The organism is Fibrella rubiginis (assembly GCF_017353185.1).
GTDB classification, from domain to species: domain Bacteria; phylum Bacteroidota; class Bacteroidia; order Cytophagales; family Spirosomataceae; genus Fibrella; species Fibrella rubiginis.
Genome location: NZ_JAFMYV010000023.1, coordinates 1 through 17276, shown reverse-complemented (window position 1 = coordinate 17276; position 17276 = coordinate 1). Strand labels below are relative to the sequence as shown.

The following is a 17276-nucleotide window of genomic DNA, read 5'->3' as shown; positions in this document are numbered from 1 at the left end:
AAAACTAACTATCGGGAGTCTGCCAATGAGTCGATCAAAAATCAAATTGGAAAGGGAAGAAAAAGGCAAAAAACTAAAGGGGGCAGATGGGCCGCAACTATAAATTTAGTTAAACCTCGATTTCTTACTAACCCCATCGACCTGATACCCTATTCCTTGACTGTTGCAGCAGTGGCCAGCTTTCTCCCGTTACTACTCCCTAACTAATCCAACATTTACAACACAGGGGAAAAAGAAAACCCCACTTGCAGAATAAACCATCCGGTGCGATATTTGGTCGCGGTTGTGAAGCAAGCCATGACTTTGTAGCTACAAACTACGCCTACGGCTTGTTTTGCGCTACAAAGTCAACCGACCCTTACGCAAGCTTAGGGTCGGTTTGTCTTGCAAGCGTTCCTCTTGATCCCCTTTCCAATGAGTGAAAATAAGGTTATAACCATGCGTTTTCGGGTAAGCGTCGAGGAGCAAAAACAGATTGAAGCGAAGGCCAAATCAGCCGGACTAACCGTCAGCGAGTACGTCCGACGGGTGGCCACTGGCCAGGCCGTGGCCGAGCGTCTACCCGCCGAGCTGCGGCAAGTCATTACGGGCGTGGCCAACAACCTGAACCAGCTTACCCGCTACGCCCATCTGCGGCAGTTCGATGATCGGGCGATCAATGAGATTTTGTCAGTTCTTAAAACAGCCCTGCGATGATTGCCAAGACCAGTATTGGTAGAAGTTTCGGTTCGGCCTTAGAGTACGGGGCCGGGTTGAAGGAAGGGAAAGAAAACAAACCGTCGCAGTTGCTAGGCGCATCGAACTTGGGGGCGCGTGATCCGCAAGGAATGGCTGCTGAGATGATGGCCGTAGCCGACAGCAGTCGGTGCCAAAGTCCGGTCTGGCATACCTCGCTGAATTGGCCTAAGGGGGAAGCCGTGCAGAAAGAGCAGCTACTACGGGCTGCGTCGGAGTATTGCCGGCAGATCGGAGCCGACCCAACCCGCCACCAAGTGGTCATCTACCAGCACCACGACCGGCCCCACACTCACATTCACATTTACATCAACCGCGTGCCGATGGACGGAGGCCCCGCGCTGGATACGAGCCACAACTACGCCCGCAACGTGAAGGTCTGCCAGGCTATCACCGAGCAGTTAGGCATGAGCAAGCTACCGGAGCAACGCCAGAGCCTAAACGATCATGATTCCCACAAACAAAGTATTCGCGAGTATGTGCAGGAGACATTACAGACAACTCTTACAAACCCTCAAATCACGACGGTCGAGCAATTGGGTGAGCAACTACGGCTGAAGGGCGTAGAGAGCCAGTTTAAGCACGATAGCAAAGGGGTATTGGTGGGGTGCAGTTTTCGTTACGACCAAACGGCGGTAAAAGGGACCGAAGTAGGCCACAAGGCTAAGCAGATCGGCCAGCAGTTGAGTATAAACCAACAGGAGCAGAGCCAGAGCCAAACGGCTTGGGACGCTTTATTCAAGAGTTATACAGCCGCCACCGAGAAAGACCGCTGGAATGAGCTTACAACGAGCTACCAGCAGACGAAAAGCGAGGAGATGAAGCAGAGTATTGCCAAGCAGGAGAAAAGCCCGGAAATCGAAGAAAAACAACAAAGAAAACCCAAACAGGGGTTAGGACTATGAACCCACAGGATTTATTCAACGACATCAAGGCTATCAAAGCCCAATTAGACGAGATAAGCAAACGACCGGCCCCGGCCACCGCCGAGCAGTTAGAGCAAATCAACAGTCGGCCTATCACGCTCAACCCCAAGGAGTTTGCTCAATACGTACTGCCCGATCTAAAGGAGGGGCTACCCAATACAGTGGCCATTGAAAAAGCGGCTGATGAAGCGGCTAATCGGATTATGCAGACCGCCGACAAAGCGGCCAAAACCATTAATCAGGCCGCACAGGATGTCCCCCGTCAGGTGCGGGTTACGGGTGATATTTACGGCTTCACTACATTCTATGCGGCTTTAGCGTATGGATTGGTATTGTTGTTAGTGGTCTTTGGAGCCTGGTTACTGTGTGACCACTACCGGGAACAGGCCCAAGAAACGGTTATATATAAACAAGCTCAGGAGGTAATTCGGGAACGCGATTACTACTACAACCAAATTCAAGATTATAAGCGCAACAACGCCAAGTATGCCCGGCTGTTCCCTGCCTACGACGACAAAGGGTTCTGGGACCAGTACAATAAACCATGATTAGGGGGTGGCCAACATTCGTACGAAATGTTCCATGAAGAACATATCATACTGATTAGTGCGTGGATAATCAGCTAATTGTAGATAAATCTTGCATACAGTAAAGGAAACGAACGGTTTCTTTACCTACTAGTCATGACTCCGTAAATTGAATGCTTCTGAGCCTATTTTTTGGGCAACAAACTCAAAAACAAATCAACGTAAGCTTTCTGTCAGCCCCAATGGAGTTATTTTACCGACAGAATTGACTTGGTGGAACATTTCGTACGAATGTTGGCCATTCCCCAATACTATTCAATCTGCCCTACTATAGTAGATCTTCCGAATCGTACGGCATAGGCCGCCCTGTACGATTCGCCACGGCTCGCGTATTCGGTCTCAAAAAATGTACGTGGCTGTTGCACAACTCCGGGTCATATTGCCGAATCGTACATAAATCCTCATGCGGTTCGGCAATATGACCCCATCTTATCCAAACAGCCGGGCTACGCCGAAGGCTGCTGCTGCGGCTGCCGCACCAATCAGCATCACCTTGAACGCTCCGCTGACGGGCGGCTGCCCGGTGACCTTAGCTTTGAAATAGCCAAAGATAAATAAACAGATCAGCGTGATGCCGCTGGAATACAGCAGGCCTTCAGCTGGATTAGCGACCAAGAAATACGGCGTCAGTGGCACCAGACCCCCCACTACGTACGCCAGACCAATCGTCAACGCGCTTTTCGTGGCCCGGTTAGGATCGGGCTGGTCGAGGCCCAGTTCGTACTTCATCATGAAATCAACCCACTTCGTCTTGTCCTTGGCCAACTCATCGGCAATGGCCGTTTGCAGCGTGGAACTTAGACCCATGTCGGCAAATACGGCACGGACTTCTTCTTTCTCGCGCTCCGGCACAGTCTCCACTTCGCCCGCTTCACGCCGACGTTCGGAATCGTAGTGGTCGGCTTCGGTGCGGCCCGCTAAGTAACCGCCCAGACCCATCGCGATGGACCCAGCCACGACTTCGGCAATGCCCGCTGTGACCACGAGCGAGGAGGAGGCTACAGCCCCGCTCAAACCCGCTGCCAGCGCGAAGGGCACGGTCAGCCCGTCCGACATGCCAATAACGATGTCGGAAATAAAGTCCGAACTGCGCAGGTGGGTTTCCTGGTGGGTTGTCCGTCGGTAAGCAGTGTTGATGGGTTCCATGTTATTCTTCGCTGTTGTTAAGTTTTGAGAGTAGACTGTACGCGCCGTTGACCACCACCGGCGTTTGTTGCGGGTTGATGTCAGGCGGCAGCGTAACGGCCACATAACCATTTTCGCGAACGCCCGTTTTAGTTTCTACCTGCCTGAACTGATACGTTGCCGGGTTGCCCTGTTTTTTCTCCAGCACATACACGAATGACTTTCCGCCGTAGCTGACCACCGCCGATTCGGGCAGGGCGGGCAACGGCTGGGTTTTCACGTCCACCTGCGCCGACACGTACCCCCCCGGAATGTAATCGTCGGCGTAGGAGCCAACAGGGTGAGCCAGCACCGAAATCGTGCGGTCGGGGGCAATGGACTTACCGATCAGAAAGATGGTGGCCCGGTGTACCGGTGAGGGGTCGCCCCCCATTCCAAACCGCACGATCTGGCCGGTACGAATCCGGCTGATGTCCTTCTCGAAGATGTTCAGGTTGACGTGAATGTCGCTGACGTTGGTGATCTCGACCAGCACGTCGGCAGGGTTCACGAAGCGGCCGTTGTTGACGGGCACATTGGTGATGAACCCCGACACGGGCGAGGGAACCATGATAGTGCGCGTCAACTGCCCGGCCGTGAGTTTTGCTGGATTGATGCGTAGTGCGGCCAGCCGCTGGGCCATGCCCGCCAACTGCGCCTGCAGGCTCTGCCGGGTGGAGCGGGTTTGCTGGAAGATTTTCAGCGCATTCACGTTGTCGCGGCTCAGTTCCTGCTGGCGTGCAAACTCCAGGTCGGCGTATTCCAGTTTGGCTTTGGTGTCTAAATAATCCTGCTGAAACTGGATATAATCGGGGTTTTCCAGCACCACTAATGGCTGGCCTTTGCGAATCCGCATCCCCGGCTCCAGCCGGATTTGCCGAATATAGCCCCCGAACGGCACCGATACCGATATTAAGTTCTGCGCCGGTACGTCGAGCGTTCCGTTCACTTTCAGCGTCGTACTCAGCGTCCGGGCCGTGGGCTGGGCGAGTTTGATGGCCGCCACATCGTACTGGGACTGCGTCAGTGACACCCGCACGGGGCCAGCCGCTGCGGATTCGTTCGTGCCTGCTGCTGAATCGGCGGCCACCGGTTTGTCGGCCGTGGCCCCATCTGTCTTATCTACATTGGCTTTATTAGCACTCGAACCGCAGCCCGCCAGCAGCCCGCCCAGAAACAGCGTTAGTAGAAAAAGACGGCGACCCGGCGTTATGGGGTAATCCATTGATTTTGTCAGCATGGTTATTGATTACCCAGCAGGTAATTGATGTATAAAACCGATTGATTGTACTGATTGAGCAGGTCCAAATAATTGGACCGGATGGTGAGGGCCTGCCCAAGCGCGAGCGAAAACTCCACGTACCCAATGTCGCCACCGCTGAAAGCCCGCCGGGCATTGGTCAGAATCAGGTCCGCCTGACCCAAGCCATTCGCTTCGTAATACGTCAGGGCACTGCGGTACTGATCGTACTGCCGCAGGGCCTGCTGCACTTGTTGGTCGAGGGCGAAGCGTTGGTTTTGCAGATCAGTCTGCGCAATTTGCTCGCCGATGCGGGCCGCGTTGATGCGCGACTTCTGGGCCTGCCCCAGCAGCGGCAGCGTCACCCCGATTTGCCCGCCCTGGAACCGGTGGCCCGGCCCGAAGTACAGTTCCTGCCCATTGATTAACTGATTGCCCACCAGCGTCTGCGAGAAAAGACCCACCAGAAAGTCAGGTTTGAGCCGTGCCTGCTCTACCAATCGGGTTTGCTCGGCTATCCGAATCTGCTGCTGCAACTGGGTCAACAGCGGGTTACGCGCTAAATCAACACTGTCGGCGGGGAGGGTCAGCGTGAGTTTGGGCAGCGGCTGGGGCGAGGCATCAACGGGCTGGGTGCTGTAGAGCAGCGTTTGCAGGCGGGTTCGGCTGGCCGTCAGGTTCGCCCAATTCTGCGCCAGCCGAACCCGCTGATCGGCCAACTGACTTTCGGCGGTGGCCTTCTCCAGACTACCCGTTTCGCCCGTTTTGAATCGCAGGTTAGCCGCCCGCACGAACTCCTGCAAGACGGTGTCCTGCTGCTGAAACAGGCGGCCTCGCTGGTAGAGGTAGTTCAGGTCATAATACGTCGATCTAACCTGGTACTGCACGTCGTTGCGAGTGACTAAAACCCCCGCTTCCCGTGCGCTCACCGACTGGTCGTTCAAATCGGCCAACCGACGCATCAGGGTGGGGTTCGGGATGGTTTGGGTGATGGTCAGGTTGTTATCGAACCGACGGGTGTTGTATTGCCCCAGCAGGGCTACCACTGAGAGCCGCCCGGATTCGTAGGCCGTCCGGCGCAGGGCCTGCTGCTGACTGACGTTCAGCCCGGCAAGCTGCAATTGCGCGTTGCGGCTGTCCGCCTGCTGCAATGCTTGATCCAGGGTAATGGCCTGCATCGGTGCCACCTGTGCCCGGCTACCGGTCGAGAGCAACAGCAGAATGACGATGGATGCCACGGCAACGGCTGGCTTGGCATCTGACCGTTTGGCCAACTTCGCTTCGCTTTCCAGCGACTTTTTTTCCATCAGCGAGTACAGAATCGGCAGCACGATCAGCGTCAGCAGCGTGGCTGTGAGTAGTCCACCGATCACGACCGTTGCCAGCGGCTTCTGCACTTCGGCCCCGGCCGAGTTGGAAATGGCCATCGGAATAAAACCGAACGACGCCACTAATGCGGTCATCACCACCGGCCGCAGCCGGATTTCGGCTCCCCGCCGGATGATCTCGACCATGTCCGTCAGGCCTTCTTCGTGCCTCAGCCGGTTGAATTCGGCAATCAGCACGATACCGTTGAGCACCGCCACGCCAAACAAGGCGATGAAGCCCACACCCGCCGAAATACTGAACGGCATCCCGCGCAGGAGCAGGGCAAACACGCCCCCGATGGCCGACATGGGAATGGCCATGAAGATGAGCAGGCTTTGCCGGGCGGAACCGAAGGTGAAAAACAACAGCGCGAAAATCAGGGCCAGCGCAATCGGCACGGCAATGGTCAGCCGCTTCTTGGCATCGACCAAGTTCTCGAACGTGCCGCCGTAAGTGATGTAGTAGCCAGGGGGAAACTTGACGCGCTGCCCTACCTTTTGCTGTAGTTCGGCCACGATGCTTTCTACGTCACGACCGCGCACGTTGAAGCCCAGCGTAATCCGGCGGTGGGTGTTGTCGCGCTGAATCTGATTGGGGGCTTCCACGATGCTCACCTGCGCAATCTGCCCGAGGGGAATCTGCTGGGTACGCCCGTTGGGGCCGGGGGGCGTGGTCACGTACACGTTACGCACGTCGTCCACGCTCTGCCGTTTGTCGGCCGCCAGGCGCACCACTAAGTCGTAGCGTTTCTCGCCCTCGAAAACCTGCCCCGCCGATTGCCCGGCAAAGGCCGTGTTGATGACCCGGTTCACGTCCGAGACGTTCAATCCGAATTTGGCGATCTGCGCCCGGTCGAGTTTGATCAGGATCTGCGATAAACCGCCCACCTGCTCGATGTACAGGTCTTTGGCTCCGTCAATGGTGCGCACGATGCCGCCAACGCCTTCGGCCAAGGTCGCCAACTGATCCAGATCATCGCCGTAGATTTTCAGGGCCACGTCCTGGCGGGCACCGGTCATCAGCTCATTGAAACGCATCTGCACGGGCTGCTGAAAGCCGAACGTCACGCCTGGAATGACCGATAGGGCTTTGGCCATTTTCGCGGCTAATGCATCGCGGGTAGTCGCCGAGGTCCACTCGTCGTGGGGTTTGAGAATAACCATCAGATCGGATGCTTCGATGGGCATCGGGTCGGTGGGAATCTCGCCGGAACCAATTTTACCCACCACCTGCTCTACTTCAGGAAACTGCTTGAGCAGAATCTGCTGGGCTTTGGTCGTGGCATCCACGGTTTCAGAGAGCGAACTGCCCGTCAGCGTCCGGGTGTCGACGGCAAAGTCACCCTCGTCCAACTGCGGGATGAACTCACCGCCCATCCGCCCAAACAGAACGACCGCCACGACTAGCAGTGACACGGCACTGATGAGGATGACCAGCCGGTGGGTCAACGCCCCCAGCAGCAGCGGCTCGTAGACCCGGTGTATCCGCTTCATGAGCTTGTCGGAGAACGTTTCTTTGTGAACAATGGTCTTGTTCAGCAGCAGGGCCGAAATCATGGGTACGTAGGTCAGCGAAAGGATAAACGCGCCCAGAATAGCGAATGCCACCGTCAGGGCCATCGGCCGGAACATCTTGCCCTCAATGCCCGACAAGGCCAGAATGGGCAGATACACGATCAGGATGATGATCTCGCCGAAAGCCGCCGACGACCGGATGCGCGACGCCGACTGGAACACCTCTTCGTCCATTTCGCCCTGCGTTAAGGTTTTGTCCCTATTGCGCGAGGTAATGTGGTGCAGCGTGGCTTCCACGATGATGACCGCCCCGTCCACGATCAGCCCGAAGTCGATGGCTCCCAGACTCATCAGGTTGCCCGACACGCCGAAGGTGTTCATCATGGAAATGGCAAACAGCAGGGCCAGCGGAATGACCGAAGCGACTACCAAACCCGCCCGCCAGTTGCCCAGCAGCAGCACCAGCACGAAAATGACAATCAATGCCCCTTCGATGAGGTTGCGCTCGACGGTGCCAATGGCATTGTTGACCATCTTGGTGCGGTCCAGAAACGGCACGATCTGAACGCCTTCGGGCAGGGTTTTCTGAATCTCAGCGATCTTGGATTTTACCCGTTTGATTACCGCCGACGAGTTCTCGCCTTTGATCATCATCACCACCGCCCCCACCGTTTCACCCTGCCCGTTGCGGGTCACGGCCCCGTAGCGCACCGCCGACCCGATGCTCACTTGGGCCACGTCACGGACGCGGACCGGCAAGCCCTGGGCGTTCAGGCGAACGACAATGTCGGCGATGTCCGTGGTGGAGGTAATCAGCCCGTCGGACCGGATAAAGTAGGCGTTGGGTTTCTTGTCGATGTAGGCCCCGCCCGTGTTCTGGTTATTCTGTTGGAGAGCCGCAAAGATGTCCGTAATCGTGATGCCCACGCTGCGGAGCCGGTCCGGTTCAACGGCGATTTCGTACTGTTTGAGCAGCCCGCCGAAGCCGCTCACGTCGGCCACGCCGGGCGTACCCAGCAGCCCCCGCCGGATGGTCCAGTCCTGAATGGTGCGTAGGTCGGTGAGTGAGTACTTCGTCTCAAACCCTTTTTTGGGCACGACCGTGTACTGGAAGATTTCTCCCAAGCCCGTCGTCACGGGGGCCATCGTGGGCGTACCAACACCGGGGGGGATTTGGCCCACCACGTTTTGCAGCCGTTCGGCGATCTGCTGCCGGGCCCAGTACACGTCGGTGGCATCGGTAAACACCACGGTTACGATGGACAGCCCGAAGCGGGAAAACGACCGCACTTCGGTCAGGCCGGGAATGTTGGAAACCCCCACCTCGATGGGAAACGTCACCAGCCGCTCGATGTCCTCAGCCGCCAGCGAGGGGCTTTGGGTAATGATCTGCACCTGATTGTTGGTGATGTCGGGCACGGCATCAATCGGCAACTGCGTCACCGACCAGGTTCCCCAGCCGATCAGGGCAAGGGTGAACAGCCCGATGATGAGCTTGTTGCGGATGGAAAAAAGAATAACTGCGTTTAGCATCAGTTGCAGGGTTATTGGGGTATTTCTTCCTAACGGGCGAATTTATACGGTAAGCAACTATATGTTTAGGTATAACCTGATAATCAGCTTTTTAACTCAACATCTATCAAAAAGGAATACTTCCTTTCAGTAAACTCATTAAACGAGCAGATTTAGTGAAATTTGATTACGCGAACGGCAATATGAAACGTTTGTAAGGGTCGAAAACATGAAATTATTTCATTCTCTATCCGTTTCAGTCAATCGACCGTTAAAGTGAAATTCTGGTTGTAACTGGTTGATATCAAGTTGATTGATACCCTTGTACGAAAGTATTGTACCAGTTATACAAGATACCCGATAGAACCCCTTATTGAGCAGGCTGTTGGACGGATTGTTCATTTCGGAGTTCCCGGTGCATAATGAGTCCCCCCAGACGACCCACGTTGGCCATCAATCCAAAGGTGATGAGGGAAGTGACAAAAATGACCGTCGGCAGAAACTGCCATTGTTTCGCCCGTTTCCAGACCAGTGCCAGCAGCGATAGTCCGCCCGTGAGGTACATGCCGATGTTGGCCCAGTCAGCGGCTTCCTCGTGTTGGCGGAAGATGACCTTGTCGAGCGCGTTGATGGACTCTAAGTAATGCTCGGCACTTTCGCCGGTCTGGTTAGTGACAGCCGTGGCAAGGCTCATCAGCACGAACAGACCGAAACTGAGCTGAACAATGGACTGGTTGCGCCGGAACAGGCCGTAGCCGAGGACGAGGGTCGCCAGCAGGCCACCGATAATGGGTAAGTGGTTCACCAGCAGGTGCCAGTGTGCGCCATTGATTGTCATAATATTAAATTGGATTGTGGTGATGCAACCTGATAGCTTCCCACCCTTGCCGGTATTTTTCACCGGCAAGGGTGGGAAGCTATCAGGAGCGACTTATTCGGTCGTTTTTCCGTCAAACTTAACGCCGTTGTCCTCGGCTTCTTTTTTCGTGGCCCGGACGAGACCATCCTTGTGGTTAGGCGGAGAATAGATCGTGTACATCTTTAACTCCGTCTTAGGATCCACATTGATCACATTGTGCTGGGCACCGGCTGGTACGATAATTACGTCCCCGGCTTTCACATTGTATTCCTGCCCATTGATAATGCACTTGCCCCGGCCGCCCTCAAAGCGAAAAAACTGATCGCTGGGATGGTTTTCTGAGCCAATGTCTTCGCCTGCTTTCAGGCTCATCAGCACAAGCTGTAGATGCGGAGCAGTGTACAGCACTTTCCGGAAATTCTTGTTTTCCAGTGCATCTTTCTGGATGTCGGTTTTGAATCCTTTCACGTTCGTTTTGTTTTTTTGTGTCTTCGTACTCGCAGTTTTCGTCGTTGACTGGCTTTGAACCCGAGGGCTAACCAGCATCAGCAAGGCAAAAGCGGCAACCAGTGCGGTCAGCCCACGGACCGCTTTCAACGGTTTGTTTGATTCATTCATGTTCGCTTTGTGTTTAAGGTGAACTGTTTATAAAAAGGTACTTGGTACTCACATCAGGGGGCTACGGGGCAGCCGGGGCAACAGATTGCTCACTACGCAACTCGCGGTGCATCGCGGTGCATAATGAGACTACCCAGACGGTTGGCTGGACATCAGTCGAACGACGGTTTGGTGAACCGGACGGGCCCGTCAGAGAGACCGGTCCAGCGAATGAATGGCTGTGACGCGGTAGAACCGACAGTCACGACTATCATTCGTTCAGCAAATCAATAAGTGGGTGGAAAACGGGGCTATGCCGCACAAGCAGTGCTAATGGCATAGACAGACTCCGGCCAGGGGCGGCCGGAGTTACTTTCGGGGGGGATTAATGAGGGCAAAAACCGCCAGAAACGAGTACAGGTCGGCCGTGCGAAAGAAATTCGCGCTTCTGAGTACCAGGACCTGAACTAACGAAGGAGTAGCCACCAGACGAACGACGCCGGGGGTGAAAACCGGCATCGAGTGGCCGCTCGACGGCAGGTTGTGGTGGCTGTGATTGGGGTGTTTCTGGTGCTCAGAATCAGCCCCGTAATGCATGTTGATAAAATCAGTAAAACCCAGGTCGGTGTTATCCCGCCGATGCTGCTGGTAGTGCTGTATCAGATCCCCCAGGTGGGCAGACTGGTCAATGCTAAAGCCGGGAAACAAACTGCCTCCCAGTATCCAGCACGACAACACGATGGCAACAACCGATTTCATAATTCTCTACGATGTTACAAGACTAACGTTCCCAATGAACGAAAGTTTCCGGGATACCACCATTTGCCTCAATTTAGAAATAATCTAATACCAGATACATATTAACTCAAATAAGTAATTGATAATCAGTAACTGATTTATTAGTGGATTGTTGATTTTACGGGTTGTCTTTGTCATAAGCCCGTGAGAACCTATTGATGAATGATTCCTCAGTCAGTACTAACATCAGCGACGGGCGTTCGACGTTGTAGTCGCTCATTTTCACCGGAAAGCCCCCGTGACGAGTAGCTGACCAGCTTTGTCGGCCCGAGCCGCATCGAACATAATGAGCTTCATTACCCCATGAAACGTCAGATTGTCCCGGAAGCTGAGTTTATCGCGCATCTGCCCGTCCCCGGTGCTGCTAAAGTGACGCGGGGGTATTTGATGAAGTACCAGAATCTCGACAGTGTACGAATCGCGGTTGGCGTCCCGGCTGTCGAACGAGGCTGTTTTTGCAGCCACGGCTACCGCTTCGATGCGGTCGGTGGCGTCGTTATATACCGCTCTGTACTCGTGGCTTACCCCGTCCCTCGTATGCAGCGGGTGACGCATGTAAAGTAAACACATCTCCGCATAGTACAACGTCCGACTACGCGGCAAGCACAGTCAGGCGTTGTGTTATTCAAAGGGGTGTTTTATATTACACGTTATGTTAAGAAACTATTCTCATAAATAAGACACAATGGCAGACTACCCCCAAACCCCGAAAAATGCAACGAGGGTCAAGAATATATTGTTAACTGAATAGGTGATTTTTGAGGTTAAAGCCGTAGCCCGACCGACAGAGCTAAACTACGACCATCAGAGGGCCATACACCCGGCCCCGGATAAAAAGTTGGTCTTTTCGTAAAGTATTGCGTGTTCAGCAAGTTGTTGATGCTACCCTGGAGAGTCAACTGACGACCAATACGCCAAGTGCCGTTTATATCCCACAGGCTGTAAGCTGGTACTGGTCCTATAGCACCGTTTGCCGAGGGCATAGCTGTATTCAGCGCATCAGAGAATGTTTCACTTACATAGCTGTATTGCAGGGTTAGACTGGCTGTTCGGTAGCGGGCTGTTACCCCGTTGCGAGAAGTCCAGCGCGGTGCCGATTCGACTTGATTACCCGTTACGGTTTGGTTGTCCGTACCGGTTGAAACACGCCCGTTAATATACCGTGCGTTGTTGAAGGCTGTTGAACTAAACCCGCTTAACAAGAGCGTCTCAGTTCGTAATAGCTGGGCTTCAATCAGCGATTCGACACCCGTGCTACGACTATCACCAATATTAGTACGGAAGATGTAATTAGACCCGTCAGGATTACTAAGTAGCAAGGCCCCTAACCGATTGCGGTAGAGTAAATCAAAAACCGTGATATTTAAATGTAAACCCCGCCAATGGCCATCTAAACCAATTTCGGCGTTATATCCGTAGGCATCTTTCAGATTTTTGTCAATTCGTTCATAAACCGAGGTTGGAATGATGTCCTTAAACACGACAGGCCGGTAGGCTTGCGACCAGCCCCCATATACCTTGATGGTTTCGTTGACCCGGTACTGAGCATTCAGGCCCAACAGGGCAAAGTGATGAGAAATATCAGTGGGTAAATTAAGCGGGTCATAATACGAAATGGTGCCACGCATTTGGGTTTTGCCCTGTTCAATACGGATACCAGGCGACAGGGTTAGACGGTTGGTCAAGTAGAATTGGCTTTCGGCAAACGCAGCCAAATTTTTAGTCCGAAAATGTAGATCGCGTTTAAACGGACTCACTAAGCTCAGATCGAAGTCGCTGGCAGTGGTGCCAACGCCTAACTGTTGGCGATGCAGATCGGTACTCATGAGTTGCACCCCAGCGGCCAATGTAGCCCCCACTCCCCCAAGATGATAGCGATGAAGTAAGCGGGCTTCGGTGGTATAACTGTTAAAGTGATCGACATCCACTTGCCGGGGTCTATACTGTCTCGTTAGCCGGTTAATCGTATCCGGCACGGTGGCAAATGCATCTAATTGAACACTGTTACGAGCACCCAATACGGCTGAAGTAGTCCATAGCAGGCGCGTCCGGTCGGCAAGTTGCCAGTCCAATTTAACAGATGGAACATAGATGTCAGGATTAAAATAGTTGCGGCTACGGGTTGACTGTCGCGGGTTTTGAGCAAACATTGCATCTGTTAAAGGGCCGGGAATCTGGTAGATATATGTAGAGCGACCCAGTTCGGCGGTTAGGCCTAATCGCCGACTTGCTTGGTAGTGCAGGGTACCGAATTGGGCTTCCGCATTAGAGCGGCTATTCTGTCGATACCCTTCCGAATGACGGCGGTAGTAGTAGGCATAATAGGTCCACTTTCCCACTCGACCGCCGATAGCATTGTAATTGCTCAACAGTCCATAAGAACCGATAGAATTGACGGTTTCAAATTTAAATTGGCGTGTGGTGTCGGCTCCTTTCGTGATGTAGTTGAGCATACCCCCGAACTGTGCACCGTATTGAAGCGATGCCGTGCCGCGTACCAGTTCGACCCGTTCAATGCTTTCCATTGGGGGTGAATAGTGACTGGCAGGATAGCCGTACATATCTGAGTTTGTAATGACTCCATTTTGACGGATGTTATTTTCCCAGGACCGGTGAGGGTCCAGCCCGCGCGTGGCGATGTTAATCTGATTGCCCGTGCCATCCATGTCATAAACGAAAACGCCGGGAATCCGGGCGAATATTTGTCGGGGTGTCTTTTCGGCTACGTTGGCATCAATATCCGATAGGTGAATCACTTCACTTCGTTTGCCGCCCATCAGGTACGTACCGTGTACATCAGGTAATGATTCAACAACGGTTGACCGTACGCCCTTCACCGTTACTGAATTGAGTGTACGAGTTCTCAACGTATCTGCCTGATTTTGGGCTTCCGCCGAAACGGTCAGACAGACCGATAAAATTGTAGGAGTGTATAACAGATGATAAAAACGATTCATTAAACTACAGTATTTAAAGACCCTATTACAAAAACGGGATCAGTTTAGTACAAATATAACTTACGCTTTTCTTCGACTACAAAGCATTACAAGAGGGGGGGTTGTTGTTGCCAATCAATGCTTTACAATTCTATCGCTTCGGCGCTCCGGTTGAAATTTGTCTGCGTCCCGTTAGGGAACCGCACGGTGGCTCACTTTGGTAGTTGCAACCAATTAAAAAATTTGTTAACCAGGCAACAGATGTAGCAGCCGAGCGGCTGCCTGCTCTCCGTCGGTTTCATTCAGAGTATAGAACTCAATGGAACTTCCTACCAGGCGGATGCCACTCACCGGCCCGTACTATCGCGGTAGATTACCGCGTAGCCGGACAGACCGCCAATTTTGGCCCGAATGTCACTCAGCACGTCTTCTATATCATTGGTCACCGCACCGGCAGACCAGCTTTTACTGCCCTGATCCAGGTCAATAATAGCAATGATACTGCCCTCGACGGTGTAGGTATAATCCACCCGGATTCGTTCATTGTGTCGGTTACGTTGTTTCATTATTGGTAATCGTGACTAATCAGAAAATAGCCTTCTATATGCTGGAAACCACTATATTTAAGCCGTGACTACTCATTCCGGCTAAAATGACTAATCAGGAGTATTTGACTATCAAGGAAGCGGCTCAGCTTTATGGCCGCTCTGAACAAACCATTCGGCGATTAGTCAAACAGCATGTTTTGACTAGTCACGTTCGTTCTGAAGATAGTCCGAAAGGAAAAGCGTATCAAGTCAGTTCGACATTGCTTCAGCAGGAGTATGAAGTCCCTACGGTAGCCACATTACCCGCTCTGGTAGTGTCTGATTCACTACAGCAGGAGAACCAACAACTACGGAAAGATGTCGCCGAGCGTGACCGGACGATTCAGCAATTGCAAAATAGACTCTTCGAGCAAGGCGACATTATGAACGCGATGGCTAATCAGATGACTAATCAACTGACTAGTCAGAAGATGGGTCACATCGAAGAATTATTGATTCAGCAGAACGCCCAAATAGGCGATTTACAACAACGTTTGCCCGCGCCTGGAACCGATGAAGCAGTTCCTGACCGGCGCAGCTTATGGAGACGGTTATTCGGTCGCTGATTCGTCCTCGATCAAGTCTAAGTAGGTGTTTAGTTCGCCCGGCTCTAAATCTTCTTTCTCAGATTTGTCATAAACGGCCAGCAAGTACACTGCTTCCTGAGTGACCTTGACGAAGGTAATTACCCGCGCCCCACCGGATTTGCCTTGCTTCTTACTGGCAATAGCTATGCGTACTTTGTAGCAACCTTTGCCCAGAGCCGCCCCCTGAGTCGGTTCTTCCCGTAGAGAGTCAAACAACACCCGCAGATCATTCTTTAGCGACGGATATTTTTTAGCCAGTCGTTTCACCTGACGGTCAAAGGTTGGCAACCGTTTAAGGTCATAACTCATCGAGTAATTCGTAAGCGTCACGGGCCTGCGTTTTGCCAGCCAGTACGTCGTTTAATTCTTCGACCGCTTCCCCCAGTTCGGTCAGAAACAGGGCTTTTTCATTAGATATGCCTACCGGTAGCGGCTTAGTTTTCACAAACGACAGGCTCCGTAGCAACTCCATCATGAAGCCCACTTTGCTGTCAGGGATGTCTAAAACGATTTTCATACAAACAAGATACTAAGTTCTGTCCTTTTTAGCGTGTTTTTAGGCTCTGTACGCCCCTATCTACCGATTCGCAGCCATTCCCCTTATTTTTCCTTTCCCTTCGTTTCTAAGCCAAATACTTTGGCTGTATAGCTGCCCACGTTCTTCACCTTGCCATCGGCTGCTTTCATTTGAATATCGTAGAGTTGGCGGGTAACAACCTCAATTGAGTGAGTGGCCAGCACGGTATCCGCCTGATCGGGCCGAAGCCGGAATTGCTTAACCAACCGCTCGTGCAGGTTTGACATTTGAGCCGGTTCGGGTTTAGCCTGATAGAATACCTCAAACTCGACTTCGACGACTGGTTTACGGCCACGCCCAGGGCGATTACCGTAGACAGGTTTGTATGTAAACGACAAGTCAGTATGGCCGTTAATTTCTTTCGCTGCTACTTCCAATATTCGTGTTTCAAACTTGGTCCATGTTGGGTAACTATCCTCTCCAGTTTTTGGGTCAATGACACCCAGCATTGTTTTTAGCTCAACCAAATTACGGGTGAAGGTTTTATCCTTCATGTTTTTGTACATGCAAAGAAGTTCATAAATCCGCTTAGCGTAGGCCGAATTAAGCGAGATCGCGGCCACCAATTGAATTTTGGTGAAGCGTTGACTTAGATCAACATAAAAAGGTCGTACTTTCTGTGATAGCTCAAGCTCAATTATACCAGTGCCTTTTTTGTACTCGGCTGATGCAAAGAAGCTTGCTTGTAAAAGGTTGCCATTAGGTAGAGTAGTCTGAAAGACACGCCCTACAAGCTTTTCTGTGGCCTTTTTATAAGTCTCAAACTTTAGCTCATCGGAGCCGGTTAGGTTCGCCATTTGCTTTACCGATACTTGATACATCTTCATCGGGGGGTCTTCTTTTCGCACTTGAGCGACGACCATATACAGAATGTTCTTTTCTGCTTCGGTCATTTCGTATCGAGCAACGGTTAATACGTTGTCCTGCCAAATTTCTACAGGCTTAGGCATCTCAGACTGATTTATAGGCAAATATAAAAAAGACTCTTAATAAAAGCTCAAAGTATTTTAAATGTGTCTTTTCTGCCGACCAAACGCGTCTTTATTAAGCAGGTTTCACCGACCAAACGCGTCTTTATTAAGCAGGTTTCACCGACCAAACGCGTCTTTATTACCGACCAAACGCGTCTTTATAAAAGTTATCCACAGCGCAACTATTTAGTAATCAGGTAGTTATTTGCTAAAATTTCGCCTTACAAGTGTTAAACAAGAGATATTGATAATACACAAGAGCTTGTTGTGAAAAAAAGTGGCTTGAAAAATGGCATTTAGGGAAACTGACGCGACTGA

Annotated in this window: 16 protein-coding genes; 4 read left to right on the top strand and 12 right to left on the bottom strand. The window is 52.4% G+C overall.

Features of this window, described 5'->3' with window-relative positions:
* The first annotated feature begins 414 nt into the window (after positions 1-414).
* Genes J2I47_RS26180 through J2I47_RS26170 form a run of 3 tightly spaced genes read left to right on the top strand, consistent with a single transcriptional unit; the run spans position 415 to position 2209 of the window.
* Positions 415-696, top strand: a complete 282-nt coding sequence (locus J2I47_RS26180) for a plasmid mobilization protein (protein ID WP_207367590.1) — start codon at positions 415-417, stop codon at positions 694-696.
* Entirely contained in the window at positions 693-1640 is a 948-nt protein-coding gene (locus J2I47_RS26175; protein ID WP_207367589.1) for a relaxase/mobilization nuclease domain-containing protein, read from the top strand. The genes J2I47_RS26180 and J2I47_RS26175 overlap by 4 nt, the downstream gene beginning before the upstream one ends.
* Entirely contained in the window at positions 1637-2209 is a 573-nt protein-coding gene (locus J2I47_RS26170) for a hypothetical protein (protein ID WP_207367588.1), read from the top strand. The genes J2I47_RS26175 and J2I47_RS26170 overlap by 4 nt, the downstream gene beginning before the upstream one ends.
* 468 nt (positions 2210-2677) lie before the next feature.
* Here J2I47_RS26170 and J2I47_RS26165 read toward each other — a convergent pair whose 3' ends face one another.
* From J2I47_RS26165 to J2I47_RS26125, 9 genes are all read right to left on the bottom strand, one after another.
* Positions 2678-3394, bottom strand: coding sequence for a VIT1/CCC1 transporter family protein (locus tag J2I47_RS26165; protein WP_207367587.1), 717 nt, complete (start codon positions 3392-3394; stop codon positions 2678-2680).
* 1 nt (position 3395) lies between these two features.
* On the bottom strand, positions 3396-4652 hold the full coding sequence (locus J2I47_RS26160) for an efflux RND transporter periplasmic adaptor subunit (protein ID WP_229374959.1): 1257 nt from the start codon (positions 4650-4652) through the stop codon (positions 3396-3398).
* 2 nt (positions 4653-4654) lie between these two features.
* On the bottom strand, positions 4655-9067 hold the full coding sequence (locus tag J2I47_RS26155) for a CusA/CzcA family heavy metal efflux RND transporter (RefSeq protein WP_207367586.1): 4413 nt from the start codon (positions 9065-9067) through the stop codon (positions 4655-4657).
* 349 nt (positions 9068-9416) lie between these two features.
* Positions 9417-9884 (bottom strand): hypothetical protein, encoded by a 468-nt coding sequence (locus J2I47_RS26150; protein ID WP_207367585.1) that lies wholly within the window; start codon positions 9882-9884, stop codon positions 9417-9419.
* Between the two features lie 93 nt (positions 9885-9977).
* Positions 9978-10523, bottom strand: a complete 546-nt coding sequence (locus tag J2I47_RS26145; RefSeq protein WP_207367584.1) for a cupin domain-containing protein — start codon at positions 10521-10523, stop codon at positions 9978-9980.
* Positions 10524-10871: 348 nt separating this feature from the next.
* Positions 10872-11261, bottom strand: a complete 390-nt coding sequence (locus J2I47_RS26140; RefSeq protein ID WP_207367583.1) for a hypothetical protein — start codon at positions 11259-11261, stop codon at positions 10872-10874.
* Positions 11262-11522: 261 nt separating this feature from the next.
* Entirely contained in the window at positions 11523-11855 is a 333-nt protein-coding gene (locus tag J2I47_RS26135; RefSeq protein ID WP_207367582.1) for a hypothetical protein, read from the bottom strand.
* 209 nt (positions 11856-12064) lie between these two features.
* Positions 12065-14257 carry a TonB-dependent receptor family protein gene (locus J2I47_RS26130; RefSeq protein ID WP_207367581.1) on the bottom strand — a complete coding sequence of 731 codons (2193 nt, stop codon included), beginning with the start codon at positions 14255-14257 and terminating at the stop codon, positions 12065-12067.
* A gap of 326 nt (positions 14258-14583) precedes the next feature.
* The gene (locus J2I47_RS26125) at positions 14584-14802 is read right to left on the bottom strand and encodes a hypothetical protein (protein WP_229374958.1); all 219 of its coding nucleotides are present in this window, start codon (positions 14800-14802) and stop codon (positions 14584-14586) included.
* An 86-nt stretch (positions 14803-14888) separates the two neighbouring features.
* Between J2I47_RS26125 and J2I47_RS26120 the strand changes: the two genes are divergently transcribed.
* The gene (locus J2I47_RS26120) at positions 14889-15389 is read left to right on the top strand and encodes a helix-turn-helix domain-containing protein (RefSeq protein WP_207367580.1); all 501 of its coding nucleotides are present in this window, start codon (positions 14889-14891) and stop codon (positions 15387-15389) included.
* On the opposite strand, the gene J2I47_RS26115 is transcribed toward J2I47_RS26120, so the two are convergent.
* The 3 genes from J2I47_RS26115 to J2I47_RS26105 form a co-directional block, all read right to left on the bottom strand.
* Complete coding sequence (locus J2I47_RS26115; protein WP_207367579.1) at positions 15375-15719, bottom strand: type II toxin-antitoxin system RelE/ParE family toxin; 345 nt, start codon at positions 15717-15719, stop codon at positions 15375-15377. The genes J2I47_RS26120 and J2I47_RS26115 overlap by 15 nt on opposite strands.
* Positions 15709-15927, bottom strand: coding sequence for a hypothetical protein (locus J2I47_RS26110; protein WP_207367578.1), 219 nt, complete (start codon positions 15925-15927; stop codon positions 15709-15711). The genes J2I47_RS26115 and J2I47_RS26110 overlap by 11 nt, the downstream gene beginning before the upstream one ends.
* 83 nt (positions 15928-16010) lie before the next feature.
* On the bottom strand, positions 16011-16937 hold the full coding sequence (locus J2I47_RS26105) for a replication initiation protein (protein ID WP_207367577.1): 927 nt from the start codon (positions 16935-16937) through the stop codon (positions 16011-16013).
* Positions 16938-17276: the final 339 nt, after the last annotated feature.